This is a genomic window from Pseudomonas flavescens, assembly GCF_013408425.1.
In the GTDB taxonomy this organism is placed as follows: Bacteria; Pseudomonadota; Gammaproteobacteria; order Pseudomonadales; family Pseudomonadaceae; genus Aquipseudomonas; species Aquipseudomonas fulva_A.
In genome coordinates this window covers 4,652,097-4,677,649 of the sequence record NZ_JACBYV010000001.1, presented here as the reverse complement: position 1 = coordinate 4,677,649, position 25,553 = coordinate 4,652,097, and the positions used below count along the sequence as shown (strand labels likewise).

Annotated in this window: 25 protein-coding genes; 11 read left to right on the top strand and 14 right to left on the bottom strand. The window is 63.9% G+C overall.

Annotated features, from left to right (window positions below):
- Positions 1–198: 198 nt before the first annotated feature.
- From FHR27_RS20925 to FHR27_RS20915, 3 genes are all read left to right on the top strand, one after another.
- On the top strand, positions 199–738 hold the full coding sequence (locus FHR27_RS20925; RefSeq protein ID WP_179539452.1) for a sigma-70 family RNA polymerase sigma factor: 540 nt from the start codon (positions 199–201) through the stop codon (positions 736–738).
- Positions 731–1,699, top strand: a complete 969-nt coding sequence (locus FHR27_RS20920; RefSeq protein WP_179539451.1) for a FecR domain-containing protein — start codon at positions 731–733, stop codon at positions 1,697–1,699. Before FHR27_RS20925 ends, FHR27_RS20920 begins: the two co-directional genes overlap by 8 nt.
- Positions 1,700–1,968: 269 nt before the next feature.
- Entirely contained in the window at positions 1,969–4,398 is a 2,430-nt protein-coding gene (locus FHR27_RS20915; protein WP_257026963.1) for a TonB-dependent siderophore receptor, read from the top strand.
- A gap of 358 nt (positions 4,399–4,756) precedes the next feature.
- Here FHR27_RS20915 and FHR27_RS20910 read toward each other — a convergent pair whose 3' ends face one another.
- The 3 genes from FHR27_RS20910 to hemF all read right to left on the bottom strand — a co-directional run bounded on the left by FHR27_RS20910 (position 4,757) and on the right by hemF (position 7,867).
- Entirely contained in the window at positions 4,757–5,728 is a 972-nt protein-coding gene (locus FHR27_RS20910; RefSeq protein ID WP_179539450.1) for an IS110 family transposase, read from the bottom strand.
- Positions 5,729–6,064: 336 nt separating this feature from the next.
- Entirely contained in the window at positions 6,065–6,886 is an 822-nt protein-coding gene (gene aroE, locus FHR27_RS20905) for a shikimate dehydrogenase (protein WP_179539449.1), read from the bottom strand.
- 57 nt (positions 6,887–6,943) lie between these two features.
- Positions 6,944–7,867: an oxygen-dependent coproporphyrinogen oxidase gene (hemF, locus tag FHR27_RS20900; RefSeq protein ID WP_179539448.1), complete on the bottom strand. Its 924-nt coding sequence runs from the start codon at positions 7,865–7,867 to the stop codon at positions 6,944–6,946.
- A 181-nt stretch (positions 7,868–8,048) separates the two neighbouring features.
- Here hemF and FHR27_RS20895 point away from each other — a divergent pair, with 181 nt between their 5' ends.
- A complete protein-coding gene (locus FHR27_RS20895) occupies positions 8,049–9,026 on the top strand; it encodes an NADPH:quinone reductase (protein WP_042556031.1) in 978 nt (325 codons plus the stop codon).
- Between the two features lie 227 nt (positions 9,027–9,253).
- Here the strand turns inward: FHR27_RS20895 and FHR27_RS20890 are convergent, their stop codons facing one another.
- The 3 genes from FHR27_RS20890 to FHR27_RS20880 form a co-directional block, all read right to left on the bottom strand.
- On the bottom strand, positions 9,254–9,811 hold the full coding sequence (locus tag FHR27_RS20890; RefSeq protein ID WP_042556032.1) for an L-threonylcarbamoyladenylate synthase: 558 nt from the start codon (positions 9,809–9,811) through the stop codon (positions 9,254–9,256).
- A gap of 35 nt (positions 9,812–9,846) precedes the next feature.
- Positions 9,847–10,953 (bottom strand): DNA-processing protein DprA, encoded by a 1,107-nt coding sequence (dprA, locus tag FHR27_RS20885; RefSeq protein ID WP_042556033.1) that lies wholly within the window; start codon positions 10,951–10,953, stop codon positions 9,847–9,849.
- 68 nt (positions 10,954–11,021) lie between these two features.
- Positions 11,022–12,047 carry a LysM peptidoglycan-binding domain-containing protein gene (locus tag FHR27_RS20880; protein WP_179539447.1) on the bottom strand — a complete coding sequence of 342 codons (1,026 nt, stop codon included), beginning with the start codon at positions 12,045–12,047 and terminating at the stop codon, positions 11,022–11,024.
- A 152-nt stretch (positions 12,048–12,199) separates the two neighbouring features.
- Between FHR27_RS20880 and def the strand changes: the two genes are divergently transcribed.
- From def to FHR27_RS20855, 5 genes are all read left to right on the top strand, one after another.
- Complete coding sequence (gene def, locus FHR27_RS20875; protein WP_042556035.1) at positions 12,200–12,706, top strand: peptide deformylase; 507 nt, start codon at positions 12,200–12,202, stop codon at positions 12,704–12,706.
- Between the two features lie 85 nt (positions 12,707–12,791).
- Positions 12,792–13,733: a methionyl-tRNA formyltransferase gene (gene fmt, locus FHR27_RS20870; RefSeq protein WP_179539446.1), complete on the top strand. Its 942-nt coding sequence runs from the start codon at positions 12,792–12,794 to the stop codon at positions 13,731–13,733.
- Positions 13,730–15,046 (top strand): 16S rRNA (cytosine(967)-C(5))-methyltransferase RsmB, encoded by a 1,317-nt coding sequence (gene rsmB, locus FHR27_RS20865; protein WP_179539445.1) that lies wholly within the window; start codon positions 13,730–13,732, stop codon positions 15,044–15,046. Before fmt ends, rsmB begins: the two co-directional genes overlap by 4 nt.
- Entirely contained in the window at positions 15,043–16,416 is a 1,374-nt protein-coding gene (gene trkA / locus FHR27_RS20860) for a Trk system potassium transporter TrkA (RefSeq protein ID WP_042556038.1), read from the top strand. Before rsmB ends, trkA begins: the two co-directional genes overlap by 4 nt.
- A 70-nt stretch (positions 16,417–16,486) precedes the next feature.
- Positions 16,487–16,807, top strand: a complete 321-nt coding sequence (locus FHR27_RS20855) for a tetratricopeptide repeat protein (protein WP_042556039.1) — start codon at positions 16,487–16,489, stop codon at positions 16,805–16,807.
- Between the two features lie 119 nt (positions 16,808–16,926).
- Here the strand turns inward: FHR27_RS20855 and FHR27_RS20850 are convergent, their stop codons facing one another.
- On the bottom strand, positions 16,927–17,826 hold the full coding sequence (locus FHR27_RS20850; RefSeq protein ID WP_042556040.1) for a LysR family transcriptional regulator: 900 nt from the start codon (positions 17,824–17,826) through the stop codon (positions 16,927–16,929).
- Between the two features lie 174 nt (positions 17,827–18,000).
- On the opposite strand from FHR27_RS20850, the gene FHR27_RS20845 reads away from it, so the two are divergent.
- Entirely contained in the window at positions 18,001–19,290 is a 1,290-nt protein-coding gene (locus FHR27_RS20845) for an MFS transporter (protein WP_042556041.1), read from the top strand.
- A gap of 68 nt (positions 19,291–19,358) precedes the next feature.
- Here the strand turns inward: FHR27_RS20845 and FHR27_RS20840 are convergent, their stop codons facing one another.
- The gene (locus FHR27_RS20840) at positions 19,359–20,009 is read right to left on the bottom strand and encodes a 7-cyano-7-deazaguanine/7-aminomethyl-7-deazaguanine transporter (RefSeq protein WP_042556042.1); all 651 of its coding nucleotides are present in this window, start codon (positions 20,007–20,009) and stop codon (positions 19,359–19,361) included.
- 331 nt (positions 20,010–20,340) lie between these two features.
- Positions 20,341–20,883, bottom strand: coding sequence for a C40 family peptidase (locus FHR27_RS20835; protein ID WP_082045891.1), 543 nt, complete (start codon positions 20,881–20,883; stop codon positions 20,341–20,343).
- Between the two features lie 358 nt (positions 20,884–21,241).
- Between FHR27_RS20835 and choX the strand changes: the two genes are divergently transcribed.
- Positions 21,242–22,126 (top strand): choline ABC transporter substrate-binding protein, encoded by an 885-nt coding sequence (gene choX, locus FHR27_RS20830; RefSeq protein WP_257027147.1) that lies wholly within the window; start codon positions 21,242–21,244, stop codon positions 22,124–22,126.
- A gap of 51 nt (positions 22,127–22,177) precedes the next feature.
- Here the strand turns inward: choX and FHR27_RS20825 are convergent, their stop codons facing one another.
- From FHR27_RS20825 to FHR27_RS20805, 5 genes are all read right to left on the bottom strand, one after another.
- Positions 22,178–22,813: a hypothetical protein gene (locus FHR27_RS20825; RefSeq protein ID WP_042556045.1), complete on the bottom strand. Its 636-nt coding sequence runs from the start codon at positions 22,811–22,813 to the stop codon at positions 22,178–22,180.
- Between the two features lie 201 nt (positions 22,814–23,014).
- On the bottom strand, positions 23,015–23,281 hold the full coding sequence (locus FHR27_RS20820; protein ID WP_042556046.1) for a PilZ domain-containing protein: 267 nt from the start codon (positions 23,279–23,281) through the stop codon (positions 23,015–23,017).
- A gap of 99 nt (positions 23,282–23,380) precedes the next feature.
- Positions 23,381–24,268 carry a lysophospholipid acyltransferase gene (locus tag FHR27_RS20815; protein ID WP_179539443.1) on the bottom strand — a complete coding sequence of 296 codons (888 nt, stop codon included), beginning with the start codon at positions 24,266–24,268 and terminating at the stop codon, positions 23,381–23,383.
- Between the two features lie 87 nt (positions 24,269–24,355).
- Positions 24,356–24,970, bottom strand: a complete 615-nt coding sequence (locus FHR27_RS20810) for a pyridoxamine 5'-phosphate oxidase family protein (protein ID WP_179539442.1) — start codon at positions 24,968–24,970, stop codon at positions 24,356–24,358.
- Positions 24,967–25,530 (bottom strand): DNA-3-methyladenine glycosylase I, encoded by a 564-nt coding sequence (locus FHR27_RS20805; RefSeq protein WP_042556049.1) that lies wholly within the window; start codon positions 25,528–25,530, stop codon positions 24,967–24,969. The genes FHR27_RS20810 and FHR27_RS20805 overlap by 4 nt, the downstream gene beginning before the upstream one ends.
- Positions 25,531–25,553 lie beyond the last annotated feature (23 nt).

The window sequence follows — 25,553 nt, the reverse complement described above, 5'->3', positions numbered from 1 at the left end:
GAAGCAGTCGCTGGCTTGATGCCTTTGCTCCCGGCAGATGACGAATTCAGCATAGTCCGATCAGCGCTTGCAACGTCCCGGAACCTGGCGTTGAGCGCAGCGATAGCCAGGAAGCGCTGCAGCCGCACCCTTGTTTGTACGAGTGCATAATTACACTGATAGAATGCGACGAATTCTCATTCCCACCGAACCTATCCCGTGCATTCCACTCCACCGGCACCTCACCACCCGCACCAGGCCATCGATCAGCTCTACAGCCACCACCACAGCTGGCTGCAAGGCTGGCTGCGCAAGCGCCTGGGCAATGCCGCCGATGCGGCGGACCTGGCCCAGGACACCTTCGTGCGCCTGCTCAGCAATGCCCCGGGCGAGCCACTGAACCTCACGACGCCCCGCGCCTACCTGGCCACCATCGCCAACCGCCTGACCATCAACCTCTACCGCCGCCGCTCGCTGGAGCACGCCTACCTGGCCGCGCTGGCGGAAATACCGGAAGAGCTGGCGCCATCGCTGGAGCATCAGGCTCTGGTGCTCGAAGCGCTCGACGAGGTCGATCAGGTACTTGCCGCACTGCCCGCCAAGGCCCGGCAAGCGTTCCTGATGGCGCAGCTGGAGGGTTATACACAGGAGGAAATCGCCAGCCGACTCGGCCTTAGCGTGCGCTCGGTGCAGCGCCACCTCGCACGGGCCTTCGAGGAATGCATCGTGCTCGCCAGCCAGGGCGCGAGGCATGAGTGAGTCGCCCATCGACCGGCGGATCGCCCGTGAGGCGGCCGGCTGGTTCGTGCGTTTACAGAACAGTGGGGGCAGCGCCGCCGAGCATGCTGCCTGTGCCGAATGGCGGGCCCGACATGCCGATCACGAGCGAGCCTGGCAACTGGCCGAGCGTTTCAGCGCTCATGCCCAACAGCTTGCCGGAGGCGCCGGACGGGCGGCCCTGGAGCGCCCACGCAATCTGCAACGGCGACAAGTGCTCAAAACCCTTGCCCTGTTGATCGCCGCCGCCCCGCTCGGCCTTGCCGCACACCGCAGCCTGCCCTGGCGTGAATGGCAGGCGGACGAGCGCACCGCCACCGGTGAGCAGCGCACCCTGCACCTGCCGGATGGCGGACAGCTTCGCCTGAACACCGGCAGCGCAGTCGATATCGCCTACGACGACAGCGTTCGTCGCGTACGCCTGATCGCCGGCGAGCTGCTCATCGAGGTGCCCGGTGAGCAGGCCAGGCGGCCCTTCATCGTCGATACCGCCGACGCGCAAATCGTCCTGCTGGGCAGCCGCGCTCTGGTGCGCCAATACCCGCAAAGTACCTACCTCGCTGCGCTGGAGGGTGCTGTCGAAGTGCGTCCGCGGCTGTCACGAGGCGATGACGGCCTGCTGCGTCTGGCGACCGGCCAGCAGACCTACGTCAACGCTCGCACTGCAGAGCCTGCGGTGGCACTGGCACAGCATCGTCTCGACTGGCTAAGCGGCGTGCTGCGTGCAGAAAAGATGCGCCTGGATGACTTCATCGCCGAGCTGGATCGCTATCGCCCGGGTCTGCTGCGTTGCGATCCGGCGGTGGCCGGGCTGCTGATCTCCGGTGCCTTCCAGCTGCGCGATACCGACCAGATTCTCCGCGCCCTGAGCCAGACCCTGCCGGTGAGCGTCCACTACCGCACGGCCTATTGGGTCACCGTCACCGCGCGTGCCACCGCGTAAGAACCTGTTCACGAGCTAGCGCACTGCAGGGCCAGGCGCCCCCGCAAAAACAAGCGAAGAAGCGGACTGGGCTCGTACGCGTGTTTACGAGTTGTACATGAGCATTGCGACGGGAACGCCTGGTTCGGGCTGGCAATCCAGCTTGTTTTGACGCCGCAGGGCCGAAGCGCAGCAGATCGTGAGCTGGTTCTGAGAATCATTGTCGTGTTTTCTTCTGGCTGCGTGTCCCTCCCGTAACCACATCATTCTCACTGGGCGGGGACGGCAACATGGCGACGACGCAGGGCATGCAACCATTGGCACGGGCGGTATACGCTGCCGCACTGGGGCTGATCATCGCGGGCGGCAGCCTCACTGCGGCCCAGCTGCAGGCCGCCGAGCAGGCAACCGAGCAGAGTCGTGCCTATCAGGTACCGGGCGGTAACCTGAGCAGCGCCCTGTCCGACTTCGCCAGTCAGGCAGGCATCACCTTGCCCATCGAGCCAGCCCTGGTGGAAGGTTTGCGCAGCCCCGGCCTGAACGCCGCCACCAGCGTGGAAGGCGGGCTGCGGCAACTGCTGCAAGGCACCGGTCTGCAAGCTGCACCGCAAGGCAATGGCCTGTATCTGCTGACACCGCAGGAAGCGGGCGCGGGCTTGGAGCTGGGCGCCACCAGCATCACCGGCCAGGGCCTGACGGCGACGACCGAGAACAGTGACTCCTACACCACCGGCACCATGCAGACCGCCACCAAGCTGCCCCTGAGCCTGCGCGAAACACCGCAGTCGGTCAGTGTGGTCACCCGCAAGCGCATGGACGACAAGGCCATGACCAGCATCAGTGACGTGGTACAGAGCACACCCGGCGTTTTCCTGAACAATTCGGGAGGTGTCGGCAGGCCGTCTTTCAGCGCCCGCGGCTTCGATGTCGACAACGTCATGTACGACGGCTTCCCCACCAGCCTGCTGACCTACCTGCCCAGCGGCGAAGCCAACCTGGCCATGTACGACCGTGTGGAAATCGTCCGCGGCGCCACGGGCCTGGCCCAGGGCGCCGGCAGCCCATCCGGCGCCATCAACCTGGTGCGCAAGCGCCCGACCCATGAATTTCAAGGCACGCTTACCGGCAGCGCCGGCAGTTGGGACAACTACACCGGCACCCTGGATGTCGGCGGCCCGCTCAATGAAAACGGCACCCTGCGCGCCCGGACCGTGATCTCCCGGCAGGACGCCAAGAGTTTCCGCGATTCGGTCGAACACGATCACGACCTGTTCTACGGCGTGGTCGACGCCGATCTCAGCGAAAGCACCACCCTGACCCTCGGCGCCTACCGGCAGAAGAACTACAGCAACTACATCTGGGGCGGATTGCCCATGGCCCGTGGCGGCGGTCATCTGGGACTGCCCCGCGACACCTTCCTGGGGCATGACTGGGAGTATTCGGACAACCGCACCACCGGCTACTTCGCCACCCTGGAGCACGGTTTCGCCAACGACTGGACGCTGCGCCTGGCAGCGATGCAGGCGAAAACCGATACCGAGGTGCTGGCTTCTTCGATCTGGGCATACGACCGCCACTACCTGTGGACACAGGCCATGGAGCAGAAGGAAGTCGGCTACGACCTGGCGCTCAGCGGGCCCTTCCAGCTGTTCGGTCTGGAGCACGACCTGACCGTGGGCGCCAGCAAGCGTGAGCTGACTTACCGCACGGGTGACAGCTGGAGCGACTTCATCGATGACGACGTCGACCTCTTCGCCTGGAATCCCCGTGGTCACGCGAAACCGAACATCGTGGTCGACCCCTCCTGGACGGGTGAGCTGACCACCCAGGACAGCGTCTACGCCACGACCCGCCTGCGCCTGAGCGAACCGTTGTCGCTGATCCTCGGCGGTCGCGTCGACTGGTACGAATACGATGATCGCGAAAGCAGCGAAAGCGATTACAAGGTCACTCGCAACCTGACCCGCTATGCCGGTGTGGTCTATGACCTGGATACGAACCACTCGGTCTACGTCAGCTACACCGATATCTTCAAACCCCAGAACGATCGCGGCCTGGACAGAAAACCGCTGGAGCCGATGGTTGGTGAGAACTACGAAGTCGGTATCAAGGGCGAATACTACGGCGGTGCCTTGAATGCCAGCCTGGCACTGTTCCAGATCGACCAGAAAAATCGTGCCCAGACCCTGACGGGCCAACTCGGCTGTGGTTCCACGCCTGACAGCTCCTGCTACGAGGCCGCCGGGCTGGTGCGCAGCCGCGGCATCGACCTGGAAATCCAGGGCGCCTTGAGCGACCACTGGCAGGTCGCTGCGGGTTACACCTACACCCAAACCAAGTATGTCAGCGACGCCAACGCAGCCCGCGAAGGCGAGGACTTCGACCGCAAGAAACCGCGCCAGCTGTTCAAACTGTCGACGCTCTACACCTTGCCCGGGGAGCTGCAGCGCTGGCGCATAGGGGGTGATGTCTACCAGCAGAGCCGCATCCGCACGTCAGGTGGTACCGGTGCCACCGCCTGGAAGAACCAGCAGGGTTCCTACACCGTGGTTGGCCTGGTGGCCGGGTACAAGGCCAGCGAGCAGCTGGATCTGCAGCTCAACGTCAACAACCTGTTCGACCGCACCTACTACACCAGCGTGGCCAACGGCGAGTGGTACCCCTACGACATCTACGGCGACCCACGCAATTTCAAAGTGACGGCCCGCTACAGCTTCTGAGAAAGCGGCCCGCAGCCCGACCCAGGACCGGGGCCACCCTACCGGGGTTACCGGCGGCGAGGCGTGCTGCCTGTAGAGTGGGCTTCAGCCCACCAATCGCCGGCCGTTACGGTTGGCGGCAACCTCACGAGCATAAGGGCGGGATAACGCGCTGGTGGGCTGAAGCCCACCCTACCGGGGTTACCGGCGGCGAGGCGTGCTGCCTGTAGGGTGGGCTTCAGCCCACAATCGACTGGCCGTTACGGTTGGCGGCAACCTCACAGAGCGTAAGGGCGGGATACCGCGCTGGTGGGCTGAAGCCCACCCTACCGGGGTTACCGGCGGCGAGGCGTGCTGCCTGTAGATACCGTCTTGCCCATTACCTCGCAAGCGCTAATTCGGCATCAAAAGGCATCCCCGATTTCAGCACGCCATAGGCGATGCACAGCAACTTGCGCATCGCCGCGCAGACGATCTGTTTGCCGGTTTTGCCTTTGGCCCTCATGCGTTCGGCCATTGCCCGTATCGCCGTGTTGTGCGTGATGGACACCACGCCAGGCATGTACAGCCCCGCCCGCAAGGTGGCCGAGCCGGTGCGAGATATCCGTGTTTGGCCTTTGAATTTCCCGGACTCTTGAAGCCTGGGATTGAGTCCTGCATAAGCCGTTACAGCTCGGCTGCCATCAAAACTGTCCAGATCGCCCAGTTCGGCCAGCAGCAGCGCTGCCGTCTTGTCCGCCACGCCGTCGATGCTCATCAACAGGTCTCGCTTGCCCCTGAGGTCGTCGTTGTCGTCGAAGTGTTTCTTGATCGCCTCGAGCGTTTCTTTGATCTGCTGGCGGGTGTGCTCAAGCACCGATCTGATTGACTCCACTACTCGTGCATCGCTCGTGACATCCAGGCGGTTCTGCTCCATTTGCTCGAGCTCCTGAAGATCCTTCAAGCGACGTACCAGGGCCTTGAGGCGGCGAAGCGACGGCGGATCAGGCTTCCAGATACGCAGCTCGTCCTGATGCTTGTCGCCGTAGCTGGCAATCAGCTTCGCATCGACCTTGTCGGTCTTCACCCGCTGTAACTGGCTGCGCGCGTAGTAGGCAATCTGCGCAGGATTGAGCACGCTGACGCGGTAGTTTCTCTCGTAAAGCCACTCGGCTAGCGCCTCGTGGTACACACCGGTCGCTTCCATCACGATCCAGGCCTGTGGATCGGCGTGTTTGAGCAGCCACTGCTGCAGGGCCTCGAACCCTGCCGGATCATTGGCGAGCTTGCCCTTGGTGCGGTGCTTGCCGTTTGCCTGCACCGTGGCAATGTCGAATGAGTATTTGGCGATGTCGATTCCGACTACAGACATGGTCTTCTCCTCTTCTGTCTGATCGTCACTGCATCCGTCCAACCTTGTTGATGCGAGCTCGAAGCTCTGGATACCGTTCGGACTTATCAGGATGAGTGTGGAACCATGCAGCGCAATCTACGAAACAGGCTCTAGGCCTTAGGGTGGGCTCGACTTGCATGGCTCCCCCGATGATCAGTCGGGAACTATCGCCTCTCGTGAGGCTGTAGTCGAGATACAAGGGTGGGCTTCAGCCCACCAATCGCCTGGCCGTTACGGTTGGCGTCAACCTCACAGAGGGTAAGGGCGGGATACCGCACTGGTGGGCTGAAGCCCACCCTACCGGGTTACCGGCCGCTAGGCAGCCAGTTGGCGACGGAGTTCGGCCAGGACCGGTGCGCTGTCCGGGCGTACGCCGCGCCACAGGTGGAAGGCTTCCACGGCCTGCTCGACCAGCATGCCGAGGCCGTCGAGGGTGCGTGCAGCACCCTGCTCCGCAGCCCAGCGATTGAAGGCGGTGGGGCCGGCGCCGTACATCATGTCGTAGCTGCAGGTGTGGCCCGGCTGGATAAGGCTGGCGGCGATCGGCGGCAGCGCGCCGGACAGGCTGGCGGAGGTGCCGTTGATGATCAGATCCACCGGCGCATCGATCCAGTCGAAACCACTGGCCACCACGGGACCAAGATCGCTGAACTGCCGGGCCAGGCGCTCGGCCTTTTCCACGGTGCGGTTGGCGATCACCAGAATCTGCGGCTGTTGTGCCAGGAACGGTTCGAGAATGCCGCGTACCGCGCCACCGGCACCGAGCAGCAGAATGCGCTTGCCGCGCAGGTCGATGCCGGCATTCACGGTCAGATCACGCACCAGACCGGCACCGTCGGTATTGTCACCGAGCAGACTGCCGTCATCGAGCTTCTTCAGGGTATTCACCGCACCGGCGCGGCGCGCGCGCTCGGTCAGGCTGTCGGCCAGGGCATAGGCCTGCTCCTTGAACGGCACGGTCACGTTACCGCCATGGCCTTCGGCGAAGAAGGCCCGGGCATAACCATCGAAATCCTCCAGCGGCGCCAGCAGCGTTTCGTAGCTCAACACCTGGCCAGTCTGCTCAGCGAACAGGCGGTGGATCAGCGGCGACTTGCTGTGGCCGATTGGGTTGCCGAATACACCGTAGCGATCCATGAAATTTCCGTTCGCAAAAGCCAAAGGCGGCAAGCCTGAAGCTTTTTGCGCAGACCTTCAAGCCTGGTTCTGGACGTTCAGCCAATCGCGGTCAGTCAGGAAATATTCGGTCAGGCGTGCTTCCTCGCTGCCCGGTTGCGCTTTCCAGTCATACCCCCAGCGCACCTGCGGTGGCAGCGACATGAGAATCGACTCGGTACGCCCGCCCGACTGCAAACCGAACAGGGTGCCGCGGTCGTAGACCAGATTGAACTCCACGTAGCGGCCGCGACGATACTCCTGAAACTCACGCTGTGCCGGGGTGAAGGGCATGGCCTTGCGGCGCTGCACGATGGGCAGGTAAGCCTCGATGTAGGCGTCGCCGATGGCGCGGATGAACGCGAAACAGGTGTCGAAATCCCACTCGTTGAGGTCATCGAAGAACAGCCCGCCGATGCCACGTGGTTCACCGCGGTGCTTGAGGTGGAAGTAGCGATCGCACCAGGCCTTGTAGCGCGGATAGACATCGGCGCCGAAAGGCGCACAGGCCTGCTCGGCAACCCGGTGCCAGTGCACGCAGTCCTCTTCGTTGCCGTAATAGGGGGTCAGGTCGAAACCACCGCCGAACCACCAGACCGGCTCTTCGCCTTCCTTCTCGGCGCTGAAGAAACGCACGTTGGCGTGGGAAGTCGGCACATGGGGATTGTGCGGGTGGATCACCAGAGACACGCCAAGGGCCTGGAAGCCGCGCCCTGCCAACTCCGGGCGATGGGCACTGGCCGACGGCGGCAGGCTGTCGCCGAACACGTGGGAGAAATTCACCCCACCCTTCTCGATCACCGCGCCGTCGCCGATCACCCGCGTACGCCCGCCGCCGCCGCCCGGACGCTGCCAGGCGTCTTCGATGAAGTGGCCCTGGCCATCCTCGGCTTGCAGGGCAGCACAGATACGGTCTTGCAGGTCGAGCAGGTAGGCTTTGACGGCCTCGGTCTGGTTACTCACGGGGGCACCTTGTGTCACGTACGTCGGGTGAAATCGGCGGCCAGCATATCACCGGGTGTCGGCGCTCTGCAGTTGACGCGGGTCAACGGCAGATGCGACGTTCGACCGCTGAAGAAAAAACCGTTCAACGCCCCGGTGGATTCGGGGTCTATTGCACTCACCTTCATGCAGGAGCAAGACGATGGCCAAACGCATCCAGTTCAGTCGCCACGGTGGCCCCGAGGTACTCGAATACGTCGACTACCAGCCGGCCGCCCCTGGCCCCCACGAGGTGCGTGTGCACAACCAGGCCATCGGCCTGAACTTCATCGATACCTACTTCCGCAATGGCCTGTATGCGCCCCCTTCGCTGCCGTCCAGCCTGGGTACCGAGGGTGCCGGTTTCGTCGACGCGATCGGTTCCGAGGTGAAGGACTTCCAGGTGGGCGACCGCGTGGCCTACGCCACCGGCCCACTGGGCGGCTACAGCGAGCTGCATGTGCTGCCAGCGGAAAAGCTGGTCAAGCTGCCCGACGCCATCAGCTTCGAGCAAGCTGCAGCGGTGATGCTCAAGGGGCTGACCGTGCAGTACCTGCTGCGCCAGACCGCCGAACTGAAGAGCGGCGACATCGTTCTGTTCCACGCTGCCGCAGGGGGCGTCGGCTCGTTCGCCTGCCAATGGGCCAAGGCCCTGGGCGTCAAGCTGATCGGTACCGTGAGTTCGGCAAAGAAGGCCGAGCGTGCAATGCAACAGGGCGCCTGGGCGACCATCGACTACAGCCATGAAAACGTTGCCCAGCGCGTGCTGGAACTGACCGATGGCAAGAAATGCCCGGTGGTCTACGATGGCGTCGGCAAGGACACCTGGGAAACCTCTCTGGACTGCGTGGCGCCACGCGGCCTGCTGGTCAGCTTCGGCAATGCGTCCGGTGCGGTGACGGGAGTCAACCTGGGCATCCTCTCGCAGAAGGGCTCGCTGTACGTCACCCGCCCGACCCTGGCCAGCTACGCGGATACGCCGGAGCGCCTGCAAAAGATGGCTGACGAACTGTTCGGCATGATCGCCAAGGGCAAACTCGACGCCGAGATCGGCCAGCGTTATCCACTGAGCGAAGCGGCCACCGCACAGACCCTGCTGAGCGACCGGCAGACCACCGGCTCGACCATTCTGTTGCCCTGAGCGCCTGGCCATGGGATCCGTAGGGGTGGCATTGAATCGCTCCCTGCGCTCAGCTTCAGGGGCGCTCTGCGTCCCCTCGAGCGAGCGCTGATCGAGCCATCGGTGGGCTGAAGCGGATCGCCGCCCGGCCCACCCTACAGGGCATGTGGGCGTGGCATAGGGTGGGCTTCAGCCCACCAAATCCGACGGCCGACAGTATGGGAGCGAGCACGGCCGGTGGCTTTTAATCAGGCTGGCCTGCGCACGTCGCCGGTCACCAGGTCACGAATCACGCTGGGATTACGGCGCCCGCCCAGGGCGCCGCCCAGCACGGCGTCCAATTGCCTTGGAAAGTACTGCTCGACCCGTAGCCGCGAGCGCGCGGCAGGGCGGCCGGCGGGATTGGCGGAGGTCGACACCAGTGGTCCGGTCAGAGCACACAACTCGCGTACCCGCGGGTGGTCGCTGACGCGCAGGGCAACGCTGTCGTGCTCACCGGTGATCCACTCCGGCAGGCGATCCTGGTGTGGCACCAGCCAGGTATTCGGGCCGGGCCATGTGCTGGCCAGGCGGTCCTGCCAGATCTCGGGCAGATCCTCGAGCAGAAAGTCGAACTGGCGGATGTTGTCGGCCACCAGAATCAGCCCCTTGCGCACGGGCCGTTCCTTCAGCGCCAGCAGACGGTCCACCGCCATTTCATCCCAGGGATCGCAGCCAAGCCCCCAGACCGCTTCGGTCGGATAGGCGATGACGCCGCCGGCGCGTACCACACGCGCTGCCTGCTGAACCTGCCAACTGGTGATCATGGATATCTCCCCCGGAAAACACTGGCCGCAGTGTATTACGCCTTGCAGCCCACCCAAAGCCCGGCTTCGCAGGCAACCCGCCCATCCAGCTCGAGCTCGGTCAATGCGGCCAGTACTTCTGGCAGTGGCCAGCCGCTGGAGTGGGCAAGCGCTTCACTGCTGTGGGGCGCCGCATGCAACAGCGCTAACAGTGGATGGGCTGGCGCCTGCGGAGCCGTTTCGGTAACCACCGCATGCTCGGCAGCGGGCGCCTGCCAGCCGCGCAGGGCTTCGAGGATGTGGTCGATGCTTTCTACCAGCGTGGCACCGTCACGAATCAGCTGATGGCAGCCCTTGGCACCCGGATGATGAATGGAGCCGGGAATCGCATACACCTCGCGCCCCTGCTCCGCCGCGATACGTGCGGTGATCAGCGAGCCACTCGACGGGCTGGCCTCGACCACCAGCACGCCCAGGGACAGGCCACTGATGATTCGATTGCGGCGTGGAAAATTGCTCGCCTGGGGTGGCGAATCCAGCGGTAGTTCGGAGACCAGTGCCCCGCCACCGTCGATGATGTCCCGGGCCAGGCGTTTGTGGCGTGCCGGATACAGACACTGCAAACCCGTACCGAGCACAGCGACGGTGTGCCCGCCCACATCCAGCGCACCCTGATGCGCCGCCCCGTCGATGCCCAGCGCCAGCCCGCTGGTGATCACGAAACCACCGCGGGCCAGGCTGCGAGCGAAACGGTGCGCGGTATCCAGGCCCGGCTTAGACGCCCGGCGGCTGCCGACCATGGCCAATTGCGGGCGCTCGAGCAATGCCGGGTCACCGGCAACGAACAGTAGCGGTGGTGCGTCGGGGATTTCTGCCAGCAAAGCGGGATAGCGCGGGTCATCCCACATCAGCAGTTGCTGATCGGGCACCTGTAACCACTCCAGGCTAAGCCGCGCCCGCTCACGCACTTGAGCACTGCGCCGCGCGTCTGCACAGGCCAGCGGCAAGCCAAGAGAGCGCCAGGCACTGGCCGGCGCGCTGAGGGCGGCAGAGGCACTGTCGAAAGCACTGAGCAATTTGTGAAAACGCTTCGGCCCCAGCTCCGGCAGACAATGCAGGCGCAGGCGGGCTTCAAGTTCGGCGGGAGACAGCGAGAGCGACATGGCGGATCATCCTTGATCGTGGGCCTTATCGAATAGCACAAGCCCCGCGTTGGCGGGGCTTGTAGGTGTTACGGATTGCGTACCTTGTCCATCACCGCCAACTGCCGCGAGGCGTTGAGGATCAGTCCGTAGCTGAGCTTGTCGTAGGTGCGGAACACCATGAGCAGGCCGGCACGTTCATCAGGAATCTTCACCGACTCGCCGGTGACGCGATCACGCACGGTCTCGCCCGTCTTGTAGACGGCCAGTACGTTACCGATCTCCAGACCGTCACGGGCGCCCTTGTTCAGGGTGACCACGTCGAACTGGCCGATCTGGCTGACGCCACGCGGAACGTCGAGAATCAGGCCCTTGATTTCGGTAGTCGGCTCGCTGGGCATGAACGTCGAGTTGATCGCCCGTTCCTCGGTGGGGAACAGGCGGTCGCCGTTGCGAACTTCCTGAGTGGTACGGGTCAGGTTGAGGGTACCCACGCCCTCTTCCTCGGCGACGATTTCACCGCCACCGATATCGTCGGCGTTGATGCCGAGAAATTCCTTGGTGTCCGGATCGGTGTAGGTCTTGCCCTGACGGAAGATGCCATACACCGGCTCGGCCGGGTCGAAGCTGCCACGGGCGTAGACGCGGTCACCCGCACCACTGACCACGCGCTCGGCATTGCCGGCGACGATGTAGGGTGCGCCCTGGAACTGTTCCGGGCTATCGACGATGCGGTTCTTGAGCAGGAAGCTGTTGATCGCTTCCAGCGGAATGGTCGGAATGGCTTCGGCCATCGGCGTGCTGCGAACCTTCGGCGACAGCTTGATGGTGCCGCGCGAATCGCCCCGGCCCAACATCAGGCGTGGTTGGCCGTCGATGTAGACCAGGCTCAACAGATCACCCGGGTAGATCAGGTGAGGGTTTTCCACCTGTGGGTTGGCGTGCCAGATTTCCGGCCATTTCCAGGGCTGTCGCAGGAACTTGCCGGAAATATCCCAGAGGGTATCGCCCTTCACGACCGTGTAACGATCGGGGTGGCCTTCCTTGAGTTGCACCTCGGCGACTGCCAGACCGCTCGCGGCGACCAGCAGCAGGGCGAGTAGTGATTTCCTCATGCGGTGAATCCCTTTATTATGTGGCTTCGCGTGAAGCGCCCTAGCGCCGCGACAGAACCCAGTAAAACCGCGGCGTGAAGCCGTTTTTTCGATGCTGCCGTCATCTTAGCAGCGGATTTTGAATTTATTCCACAAGTGCATCACAAACGCATATGGCGATTTTAAACATCCTCGAATTTCCCGATCCGCGCCTGCGTACCATCGCCAAACCGGTGGACGTGGTCGATGACGGCCTGCGTCAATTGATCGATGACATGTTCGAAACCATGTATGACGCCCCCGGTATCGGCCTCGCCGCGACCCAGGTGAATGTGCACAAGCGCGTGGTGGTCATGGACCTGTCCGAGGACAAGAGCGAGCCGCTGGTGTTCATCAACCCGGCCTTCGAATCGCTCACCGAGGAAATGGATCAGTACCAGGAAGGCTGCCTGTCGGTGCCCGGCTTCTACGAGAACGTCGACCGTCCGCAGAAGGTCAAGATCAACGCCCTGGACCGTGACGGCAAGCCGTTCGAGATGATCGCCGAAGGTCTGTTGGCCGTGTGCATCCAGCACGAATGCGATCACCTCAACGGCAAGCTGTTCGTCGACTACCTGTCTACGCTCAAGCGCGACCGCATCAAGAAGAAGCTGGAAAAGCAGCACCGCCAGCAGGTGTGACGCCACCCTCTGCAAAGGCTTGCCACGGCAAGCCTTTTCTTTTTCAGCTGCAGCGCCCAGCGCTCCCGAGCAACAGCGAGACACCATGACCGAAGCTCTGCGTATCGTATTCGCCGGCACCCCGGAATTCGCCGCCGCCCACCTCAAGGCGCTGCTCGACACGCCGCACCAGATCATCGCGGTGTACACCCAGCCGGATCGTCCGGCGGGCCGCGGACAGAAACTCATGCCCAGCCCGGTCAAGCAGCTTGCCCTGGAACACGACATTGCCGTGCTGCAGCCGCCGAGCCTGCGTGACGCCGCGGCGCAGGCGGAGCTCGCCGCGCTGGCGCCGGACCTGCTGGTGGTGGTCGCCTACGGGCTGATCCTGCCTCAGGTGGTGCTCGACATCCCACGCTTCGGCTGCATCAACAGCCATGCGTCCCTGCTGCCACGCTGGCGGGGTGCCGCGCCGATCCAGCGTGCGGTACAGGCTGGCGACGCAGAAAGTGGCGTCACCGTGATGCAGATGGAAGCGGGTCTGGATACCGGGCCGATGCTCCTCAAGGTGCGTACGCCAATCACTGCCGACGACACCGGCGGCAGCCTGCATGACCGGCTGGCCGAGCTCGGCCCGCCGGCAGTGGTCGACGCCATCGCCGGTCTGGCCAGTGGCACGCTGATGGGCGAAGTACAGGACGACGCCCAGGCCAACTACGCCCACAAGCTCAACAAGGACGAAGCGCGCCTCGACTGGAGCCGCCCGGCCGATGAGCTGGAGCGACTGATCCGCGCCTTCAACCCCTGGCCGATCTGCCACAGCACCCTGAACGACGCGCCGCTCAAGGTGCTGGCCGCCCGCCTCGCTGACGGTCAGGGCCAGCCCGGCGAGATCCTCGCCGCCAGCAAGGACGGCCTGACCGTCGCCTGCGGCGCAAGCGCCCTGCTGCTTACCCGCCTGCAGCTGCCTGGCGGCAAGGCGCTGAACTTCGCTGACCTGTACAACAGCCGCCGTGAGCAGTTCGCCGTCGGCACGGTGCTGGTATGAACCCCAGGCTGGCAGCCGCCCGCGCCCTGGCGGCGGTACTCGAAGGCAAGGCGTCGCTGGGTAGCAGCCTGCCGCCGCTGCTCGACAAGGTCGAGGCACGCGACCGTGGCCTCGCTCAGGACCTGGCCTTCGGCGCCGCGCGCTGGCAGCCACGTCTGGCGCTGATCGCCGACAAGTTGCTGCGCAAGCCTTTCAAGGATGGCGACCGCGACCTCGAAGCCCTGCTGCTGATTGGCCTCTACCAACTGTTCTACACACGCATTCCCGCCCACGCGGCCATCGGCGAGACGGTTGGCTGCGTCGACAAGCTGAAGAAGACCTCGGCCAAGGGCCTGCTCAATGCCGTGCTGCGCAACGCCCAGCGCGACAGCGAGAGCCTGATCAAAGAACTGGATCGCGACCCGGTGCTGCACACCGCTCATCCGCGCTGGCTGCAAAAACAGCTCAAGGCATTCTGGCCCGAACACTGGCAGGCGATCTGCGCAGCCAATAACGCCCACCCGCCGCTGATCCTGCGGGTCAACCGTCGCCACGGCAGCCGCGATGACTATCTCGCTCGGCTGCGCCAGGTCGGTTTCGAAGCAGAGCCCTGCACCTTCAGTCGCGATGGCATCCGCTTGCTGCAAGCCTGCGACGTGACCCTGCTGCCAGGGTTCGCCGAGGGGCATGTCAGCGTGCAGGACGAAGCCGCGCAGCTGGCTGCCGATCTGCTGCAACTGGCGCCCGGGCAACGCGTGCTGGACGCCTGCGCCGCCCCCGGTGGCAAAACCTGCCACCTGCTCGAAGCCGAGCCCGGGCTGCAACAGGTGGTCGCCGTGGACCTGGAAGCCAAACGCCTGCTGCGCGTGCGCGAGAACCTCGATCGCCTGCAGCTCGATGCCACCCTGATCGCCGCCGATGGCCGCGATACCGCTGCCTGGTGGGACGGCAAGGCGTTCCAGCGCATTCTCCTCGATGCGCCCTGCTCGGCCACCGGGGTGATCCGTCGCCACCCCGACATCAAGCTGACCCGTCAGCCCGACGACATTCCGGCGCTGGCCAACCTGCAGGGCGAACTGCTCGACGCACTGTGGCCCACGCTGGAAGTCGGCGGCATGCTGCTCTACGCCACCTGCTCGACCCTGCCGACGGAAAATACCGAGGTGATCGGCGCGTTCCTGGAACGTACGCCAGGTGCCCGCGAACTCGACATCGCCGGCCCCTTCGGCCTGCAACAGCCCCATGGCCGGCAACTGCTCGCCCAGCAGGACGGCCACGACGGCTTCTACTATGCCAAGCTGATCAAGATCGCAGCTGCTGGAGCACCCCGATGAAGATCATCATTCTCGGCGCAGGCCAAGTGGGCGGAACGCTGGCCGAGCACCTGGCCAGCGAAGCCAATGACATCACCGTGGTGGACACCGACGGTGACCGCCTGCGCGACCTCGGCGACCGCCTCGACATCCGTACCGTCCAGGGCAAGGGCTCGTTCCCGACCGTACTGCGTCAGGCCGGTGCCGACGATGCCGACATGCTGGTGGCGGTGACCAACAGCGATGAAGTCAACATGGTCGCCTGCCAGGTCGCCTATACCCTGTTCCACACGCCGACGCGCATCGCCCGCGTCCGCGAAGCGGCCTACCTGACCCGCGAAGCGCTGTTCGACAACGAGGCGATTCCGGTCGACGTGCTGATCAGCCCCGAGCAGGTGGTGACCAACTACATCAAGCGCCTGATCGAATACCCCGGCGCCCTGCAGGTCATCGACTTCGCCGACGGCAAGGCGCAACTGGTGGCGGTCAAGGCCTACTACGGCGGCCCGCTGGTCGGCCAGCAACTGCGCCAGCTGCGCGAGCACATGCCCAAGGTCGATACCCGGGTGGCGGCGATCTTCCGTCGCGACCGGGCGATCATGCCCCAGGGCGATACGGTGATCGAGGCCGATGACGAAGTGTTCTTCATCGCCGCCAAGGCCGACATTCGCGCGGTGATGAGCGAGATGCGTCGCCTCGAGGAAAGCTACAAGCGCGTGGTGATCGCCGGTGGCGGGCACATCGGCGAGCGCCTGGCCGAAGCCATCGAAAGCCGCTATCAGGTCAAGATCATCGAGATGAACCCGGCGCGCTGCCGCTACCTCTCGGAGAACCTGGAAAGCACCATCGTGCTGCAAGGCAGCTCCTCCGATCGCGACCTGCTGGTGGAAGAGAACATCAAGGATGCCGACATCTTCCTGGCCCTGACCAACGACGATGAAGCCAACATCATGTCCTCGCTGCTGGCCAAGCGCCTGGGCGCGCGCAAGGTGATGACGCTGATCAACAACCCGGCCTACGTCGACCTGATTCAGGGCGGCGAGATCGACATCGCGATCAGCCCGCAATTGGCGACCATCGGCAGCCTGCTGACCCACGTGCGTCGTGGCGATATCGAGAGCGTGCACTCGCTGCGCCGCGGCGCAGCCGAAGCCATCGAAGTCATCGCCCACGGTGACGCGCGCTCGAGCAAGGTGGTCGGCAAGGCCATCAAGGAAATCTCGCTGCCGCCTGGCACCACCATCGGCGCGATCATCCGCGACGAAGAAGTGCTGATCGCCCATGACGTGACGGTGATCGAGTCCGGCGACCACGTGATCCTGTTCCTGATGGACAAGAAGCACATTCGCGACGTGGAACGGCTGTTCCAGGTCGGACTGACGTTTTTTTGAGTGGCCAGCCTCGAGCGCTTTACATGCCGCGTGAGGCTTGCCGCTTGAAGCTGCCGACGAAGGAGGCGCCATGAGCACCGAAGCACTGGAAAAGATGCTCGCCAAGGGTGTGGATAACTCGCTACTGCGCTTCGGCCTGGGCAAGGGATATCTGGATGCCGGCGAGGCCGCGAAGGCCGCCGAACACCTGCAGCGCTGCGTCGAACACGACCCGCAGTACTCGGCCGCATGGAAATTGCTCGGCAAAGCCCACCAGGCCGCCGGCAACCCGGACGCCGCCCGCAGCGCCTGGCAAAGCGGCCTGCAAGCCGCACAAGCCAAGGGCGACAAGCAGGCGGAAAAGGAAATGAGCGTGTTCCTGCGCAAGCTGGACAAGAACGCCAGCGCTTGAGCCGCGGCGCAGTGCGCAGCCTCCAGCCCGTAGCCTGGGTTGAGGGCAGCGATACCCAGGTACTCGTTCCCGGATGCCGCGGCGCTCTACCCGGGCTACCGAAAGCCATTGAGCCCCATCTATTTGCGCGCCTGCACTTCCCGAGTCAGCAGATCGATAAAGGCCTGCGCCAGCGGCGAGCGTTCCTGGCGCCGCTTGACCAGCCATACCGCGGTGGTGGCATCGGCATCCATCAGGGTGCGGAACACCACGCCGTCGATGCGGATGCGCCGGAACGAGGCCGGTAGCACGGACACCCCGAGGCCCGCGGCCACCAGGCCGATGATGGTCAGCGCTTCGTGAGCCTCCTGAGTGACCCGCGGGGTGAAGCCGGCCTGCCGGGCCAGGTTGAAGAACTGGCCATACAGACCTGAGCCGTAATTGCGTGGAAAGTACACGAAAGGCTCATCAGCCAGTTCGGCCAGGGCCAGCCCCCGATCCTGCTCGCCGGCCAGCGGATGGCCAGCATGCAGCAGCGCCACCAGCGGCTCGCTGAGCAGCTCCACGGCGTCCAGCTCGGCGGGCAGCTCCAGCGGGCGAATCATGCCGATCTGCAGTTTCTTTTCCAGCAGCGCCTGGCTGACCTGGCGGCTGGTCATTTCCTGCAGGTTGAGGTGCACCGCCGGAAACGCCTGGCGAAAGGCGAACACCGCCCGCGGGATGATCGACACGAACGGCGCCGATGCGGTGAAGCCGATCTGCAACTCGCCGATCTCGCCCTGTTCGGCGCGGCGCACCACATCCACCGACTTGCTGACCTGGGCCAGGGTCTGCCGGGTCTCCTCGAGGAACAGTCGCCCAGCATCGGTGAGCGCCACATGGCGGTTGCTGCGCTCGAACAGACGCACCCCGAGTTCCTGTTCCAGCGCCTGTATCTGCTGGCTCAGCGGTGGCTGGGAAATGCCCAGCAGCTCGGCGGCGCGGCCGAAATGCAGCTCTTCGGCGACGGCCACGAAGTAACGCAGATGGCGCAGCTCCATGAATTCTCCATAGGTCGTAAAACATATCGATCGTGTCGAATATTATATTGGAAAGAACTTGCTCGCCTATTTATCCTTGTGACCATTCCCAATTACAAAAAACCAAGCCATGCCGGCATCCGCCAGTGCATACGGCAGCGTTTCGCCTGGGAATCGAGTTTTCAAGAGGTCGTAATGAGTCAGCCCGTTCCACACGCACCCAACGAGTGCGTGCCCGCCAGCAGTGAGCAGCCTGCCCGCCGCAGCCTCGCCGCAGAGCCTGTTTATATCCAGAAAGGCACCCGCGCCTTCCTGCGCACCATTCTCGCCATGTGCTCCGGTGGTTTCGCCACCTTCGCCCTGCTCTATTGCGTGCAGCCGATGATGCCGATGCTGGCGCAGCAGTTCGAGCTCAGCGCCGCGCAAAGCAGCCTGATCCTGTCGGTTTCCACCATCACCCTGGCCGTCGGCCTGTTGATAACCGGGCCACTGTCCGACGCACTCGGGCGCAAGCCGGTGATGGTCGTCTCGCTGCTCGCCGCTGCCGTGTTCACCGTCGGCAGCGCGCTGATGCCGACCTGGGAAGGCGTGCTGGTGATGCGCGCACTGGTCGGCCTGGCCCTCAGCGGCCTGGCCGCCGTGGCCATGAGCTACCTGAGCGAGGAAATCGACCCGCTGCACCTGGGCCTGGCCATGGGCGTATATATCGGCGGCAACGCCATCGGCGGCATGAGTGGCCGTCTGCTCAGCGGCGTACTGGTCGACTTCATGTCCTGGCACGCGGTGCTGGGCACGCTCGGCGGCCTGGGCCTGCTGGCCGGTGCGCTGTTCTGGCGCCTGCTGCCCGAATCCCGCAACTTCCGCCCCCGCTCGCTGCGCCCACGCAGCCTGCTGCAGGGCTACACCCTGCAATTCCGCGATGCCGGCCTGCCGTGGCTGTTCCTGCAGGGTTTCCTGCTGATGGGCGCCTTCGTGACCATGTTCAACTACATCGGTTACCGCCTGATCGAAGCACCCTTCAAACTCGACCAGACCAGTATCGGCCTGCTCTCGGTGGTTTATCTATCGGGTATCTACAGCTCCGCGCAGATCGGCGCTCTGGCCGACAAACTGGGCCGTCGCAAGGTGCTCTGGGCGGTGATCGGCCTGATGCTGGCGGGTCTGGTGCTGACCCTGTTCGATGTGTTGCCGGTCATCCTGGTCGGCATGCTGCTGTTCACCTTCGGCTTCTTCGGCGCCCACTCGGTGTCGAGCAGCTGGATCGGCCGCCGCGCCACCCAGGCCAAGGGCCAGGCCTCATCGCTGTACCTGTTCTGCTACTACCTGGGTTCCAGCGTCGCCGGCACCCTGGGCGGCGTGTTCTGGCAGGCTGGCGGCTGGGACGGCCTGGGCCTGTTCATCGGCTCGCTGCTGCTGGTGTCCCTGGCCGTGGCCCTGCATCTGTCGCGCCTGCAGGCGTTGCCGGTGGCCATGCCTACGCGCTAAGTCATCAACGTCGCAACGAAAAACGCCGGACACCCTGAGGGGCTCCGGCGTTTTCGTCTGATGATGGTTCAGTTCACCACGGTACGCTGCGGCAGCCTCTTCACGATGGCGCCAAGCAGCACGCCATACAGCGGCACGAACAGGATCAGGCTGACCGCCAGCTTGATCACGTAGTCGACCACGGCGATCTCCACCCAGTTGGCCGCCATGAAGGGGTCACTGCTCTGCCAGAAGGCGATGGAGAAGAACGCCAGGGTATCCATGGCCTGGCCGAACACGCTGGAGGCTGCCGGAGCGACCCACCAGTGCTTCAGCCTGCGCAGGCGGTCGAACACCTGAATATCGAGCAGTTGCCCAAGCACGTAGGCCAGGAAGCTGGCCAGGGCGATGCGGAACACGAACAGGTTGAATTCGCCGAGGGCCGCCACGCCACCGAATGCACCCTCGTGGAACAGCACCGATACGATGTAGGACGCGACCAGTGCCGGCACCATCACCCGGGCGATCACCACCCGCGCGGCGTGCTTGCCGATCAGCCTGACGGTCAGGTCGGTCGCCAGGAAGATGAATGGAAAGCTGAACGCGCCCCAGGTGGTGTGCCAGCCGAAAAGGGTGATCGGCAGCTGCACCAGGTAGTTGCTGGCGATGATGATGAGGATGTGAAACGCGATCAGCGCAGCCAATACGGCGCGGCTGACCGATGCGGGAAGCAGGGTCATGGCATGTCCTTTTTCGTGGAATGGGGTTAGGGAACCCATTGCTGCGACCGACATGGCCACGAGCGGCGCGCAGTGTACCGCCTGCACCGGCACCAGGACAGCCCGCCCGGCGGATGGCATACGGCTTCATCGGTGGCGACTTGAAGGCGATAGCGGTCATCGGTGCAGTACCTGTGGGAGCGGGCCATGCCCGCGATTTTTTCGCGGGCATGGCCCGCTCCCACAGAATGTAGACCGAGCTTCTACTCCCACCATTAAGCTGCAGGGTGGGCTTCAGCCCACCAAACCGAACGGCTGCTTTCGCCTTACAACTGTCGTTTCGCCGACTCCGTCAACCGTTGCTGGCCAGCTGGGTTTCTTCCGGCATCACCCGGCGAGCCAGCTGGAAATGCTTTTTCCAGTAGCCGTCGCTGAGTTTGTCGATCCGCACGTTGCTGCCACGACGCGGGGCGTGAATGAAGCGGTCGTTGCCCAGGTAGATGGCCACGTGGTCGACGCTGCGCCCGCGAATGCGGAAGAACAGCAGGTCCCCAGGCTCCAGATCGCCCTTGGCCACCTTGGGGCCATCGACCCGGGACAGGGCGCGGGAGGTCCGGGGCAGCTCGAGGTCATCGACCTTCTTGAACGCATAGTTGACCAGGCCGCTGCAGTCGAAACCACGCTCCGGGCTGGTACCGCCCCAGCGGTAAGGCGTGCCCAAGGTGCTCATGGCTCGCTTGACCACGCTTTGCGCCGGCGTGTGCTCGACCTTGGTCGGTGGCACCACGCGGCTGCTGCCGTCCTGCAGGTGAACGCGAAAACTGGCGGAGGCATTACCGACGGCGGCGCAGCACAGGGCACCACCGAGAAACAGAGACAGGAAAAATTTATTCAACGTGATGACCTTGAAGATACCCAAGCCGCCGTGAATCCTTTCCTGAAATCAGCCACTTGTAACATTGATGAAATAGAGAGGGGGCACTCCGCTCGTCCCGCAGGACGGACAAGCGAAATCGACGGCAAGTTCAATCTTTTCGTCGATCCCTCGACCAGCGGTCGTGCTGTTTATCAGTATGCACGGAACCTGCTGTCCAGCTGCTGAATGAACCCGGAGGATCGATACAGCCTTGCCGATTTTCAGCGCCAATTGCCTTGCGCTGCCGTGCTGACAGCCCTAGGGTTAGGGCTCCCTATGCAAAAGGACGATGCCGATGAAGCCCCTGAAGACCGTGATCGCCGTCAGCCTGCTGGCCATGAGCGCCAGCTTCCACAGCATGGCGGAAGACGCCAAGTGCGCCACCGTCAGCCTTGCCGATCCGGGCTGGAGCGACATCGCGGTTACCAACGGCATCGCCAGCCTGCTGCTCGACGGCCTTGGCTACAAGCCGCAGACCCGTACCCTGGCGGTGCCGATCATCTTCGCCGGATTGCAGAAGGGGCAGGTCGATGTATTCCTCGGCAACTGGATGCCGGCCGGGCAGCACGACTACGAGCGCTACGTCACCAGCGGCCAGGTCGACAAGGTGGTGGAGAACCTCGGTGGCACCGAGTACACCCTGGCGGTACCGACCTATGCCTACGAAGAGGGCGTGCAGGACTTCAAGGACCTGAACAAATTCGCCGCGCGCTTCGGCAAGAAAATCTACGGCATCGGCTCGGGCTCACCGGCCAACGACTACATCCGCCAGATGATCGCCAACAACGAGTTCGATCTTGGCGACTGGGAACTGGTCGAGTCGAGCGAGCAGGCCATGCTGGTGCAGGTCGGCAGGGCCGAGAAGCGTGGCCAGTTCGTGGTCTTTCTCGGCTGGACACCGCACCCGATGAACATCCAGTACGACATGCAGTACCTCAAGGGCGGCGAGAAATTCTTCGGCAGCACCGGCTCGGTCAACACCCTGGCGCGCAAGGGCTACGTGGCCGAGTGCCCGAACGTCGGCAAGCTGCTGACCAACCTGAAGTTCACCCAGGACATGGAGAACACCATCATGGACCAGGTGCTGAACGGGAAGGTCGCCAACGCCACGGCCATCAAGACCTGGATCAAGGCCAACCCTGAAGTGCTCGATGGCTGGCTCGACGGTGTAACCACCCGAGACGGTGGCGATGCGCTGCAAGCGGTCAAAGCCAAGCTCTAGCCCAGCCTCGCTGCTGCCTGCCACCGTTGCGCTGCAGGCAGCAGCGCAACCTTAGTGGCGCGGGACCTCGAACGACAGGGTCGCCACGTGTACCACGCTGTCGTAGCGCTTGCCGTCGACGGTGGCGGCGCCGTTGACCTGGGCGGTCACTTCCAGCACGTAGCGAGCGGGGAAGGAGGGGTCGAGGGTCACGATGCCCTCGGCATTGGGCTTGAGGGTTCGCGTCCATTGCTCGGACGTGTACACATTGACCTGCGAGGCCGACACCACGGTGCCTTTCCAATGCAGTTCGAAGGCGTTGCCGTTGGGCTCGGTCGGCACCAGTTCCAGGTCATTGACCGCCTTGGTTTCGCTGCGCCCGGCCTTGGCTTCGTAGATAACCAGCTTGTCGCCTTCCGGCAGCTTGGCACTGACGCGCAGATCCCCCTGGCCGTCGTCGACGATCGGGTAAGCATCGCCACTGGCATGCAGCGCGGCGGCCTTGCCGTCGGCCTGACGGGTACTCGCTTCCAGCAGCTTGCCGAGGCTCAGTTGCTCCGTTGGCTGGAAATCACTCAGATAAGCCTTGGCTTGCGGAGCAGGGCCACGCTCGATCCACAGGTACTCGGCCTGGGCGAAGGGCAGGGCCAGGCTGCAGCCCACCAGCAGGGCCAGGGAAGCCGCATGGCGGCAACGGATCGGGGTCATGGGAACTCCTTTTCACGGAATTGAACGAGAGGCCCGGCACCAGCGCCGGGCAAAAAAAGTGGTGGTTCATCTACAAAGACGGATAACTCGGGGAAAACCCGCACTCCGCGATGAAAAAACGCCACGACTCATTCGACAGCCATGAAAAGCAGCGTGCCCACGCAAAGGTGGGCACGCCAGGAAGTTGCAGCAGCCAAGCTGTCAGTCGCGGATGAAGCGCAGCCCGACCCCATCGGGATCGACGCGCATCACTTCCATTTCCAGGATCGGTGCTTCGAAGGGCATGTCCTGCACCTGGCCGGTCACTCGTGTACCCAGCTCCAGAGCTGCCAGGTCCTCATGCCGGACGTACACGCCACCATCGGAAAGATCGCGGGTCTGAGCAACCCGTTCACCGAAGCTCGGATGGCAGATCTTGATGCGGCACTTCATCGGTGTACGGGGATACTGGCGCTGGTTGGCGGACATGTCCTGAACAGCCTCGTGCGAAAAGATTTGCCCTGTTAATAACTCAATTTTCCGCTTACGCCCAGCCCACCGGCGCCTCGTTGCGAGGCGCCGTGGATTTCAGTACCAGCGCTCCTCACCTTCGGGGCGCTTCTTGAAGCGTTTCATGCTCCACATGTACTGGCTCGGGTAGGCACGCACGTATTTCTCTACCACGGCGCTCATGGCCGCCACGGCGGTGTAGGTGTCTTCGCTGTACATGCCTTCCGGCGCGGCTTCCAGGATCACCTTGTAACCGGAGCCGTCTTCCAGACGCAGCGCATGCAGGAACACGCCTACCGCTTTGCCACCGGCGAGCATGCCCGGCACGAACTTGCTGGTCAGCGCCACGGTGCCGCAGAAGGGCACGAACATGCCGGACGACAGGCTCGGCTCGGGGTCCGCGGGGATGCCCACGGCACCGCCCTTGCGCACTTCCTTGATGACGCTGAGGATGCCTTCCTTGGTCGACGGTGCCACGCGGTTGCCCAGCTGCACGCGCTGCTCACGGAGCAGATCATCCACGGCCTTGAGCTTTGGCGGACGGTAGAAAATGATCGGTTTGCACTGCGAACAGTAGAAGTGGTTGAGCACTTCCCAATTGCCCAGATGGCTGGTGATGCCAACCACGCCCTTGCCGGAGGCGAGGGCGGCTTCGAGCACTTCCAGGCCTTCGACCTCACGCACGCGGGCCAGCGACTTGTGCGCCGGCCAGACCCAGGCGCAGGCGCTTTCGGTCAGTGTGCGACCAATGTCCATCAGGCTGCGGCCGACCAGCTTGTCGTGCTCGGCGGCACTCAGTTCAGGAAAACACTTGGCCAGGTTGATGCGCACCACATCGCGCGAGCCCGAAGGCAGCTTCCACATCAACCAGCCGATCATCGCGCCGAGCGACTGCACGGCTCGCCATGGCAACAGGGCGAACAAGCGCAGGGAACCGACCACCAGAGCGCCTTTGAGCTTTTCCACAAGCTGCTCCCATCCAAAAAGGGAGCGCATTGTAACCGGCTGAGGGTCGCGTGACTGTTACATACACGTGCAGAAACGAGGAAACGTTCAGTAGAGCATGGTTTTCAGGCGTTCCTGCAACTCGCGCTCATAGGACTGCGCATCAAATTGCGGGTCCATGACCGCCTTGAGGATGTCGCCCGCCGACGGCAGGCTGGAGCGCTCGACATGGCGCTCGGCATCCCACAGCCCGGAGCGCACCGCCGCCTTGGAACACTGGAAATAACAGGTGTCGACGCTGATACGCAGCACGCTGCGCGGCAGCTTGCCCTGTGCGCTGCAACGTTCCAGCAGGGCGGGATCGACGGAAATGCTGGCACGGCCATTGACCCGGAAGCTCTCGCCAACCCCGGGAATCAGGAACAGCAGCGCCACGTGGGGGTCGTGGACGATATTGCGCAGACTGTCGATGCGGTTGTTGCCCGGGCGATCCGGCAGCAGCAGGGTGCGCTCATCGACGACCCGCACGAAGCCCGGCGCATCGCCACGGGGCGAGCAATCCAGCCCATCCGGGCCGTGGGTACCAAGCACCACGAAGGGCGACGCAGCGACCAGTGCCTGATAGGGCTCGCTGAGGTAGGGGATTTCCTTGCGCAACGACCGCTCGTGGGCTTGGCCGTAGAGCGCCTGCAGTTGTTCCAGGGTGTCGATGGTGGTACTCAAGGGCGTGCCTCCTGTTGCAGCTCTGCGTAGCGATCACAATCGCGGGTGTGGTCCATGACCATGCCGGTGGCCTGCATGAAGGCATAGCAGATGGTCGGGCCGACGAAAGTGAAGCCGGCCTTTTTCAGCGCCTTGCTCATGGCCTCGGCTTCGGGGGTGACCGCCGGCACGTCGCCGCGGCCGTCGAAGTGATTGATTTTCGGCTGGCCGCCGACGAACGACCAGAGCAGCGTCACCGGATCGTCGAGGCGCAGCCAGGCCTGGGCGTTCTTGCGCGCGGCCTGCAGCTTGAGACGATTGCGGATGATGCCGGGATCCTGCATCAGGGTTTCGATATGGGCGTCGCTCATCGCCGCCAGCCGTTCGGCATCGAAACCGAACAGGACTTCGCGGTAGCGCTCGCGCTTCTTCAGCACGGTGATCCACGACAATCCGGCCTGGGCGCCTTCGAGCAGCAGCATCTCGAACAGGTGCTGTGGGTCGCGGGACGGCACGCCCCATTCTCTGTCGTGATAAGCCTGATAGAGCGGGTCGTCGTTACACCAGAAACAGCGGGGCATGGCAATCGGCTCGGCGATGGGCG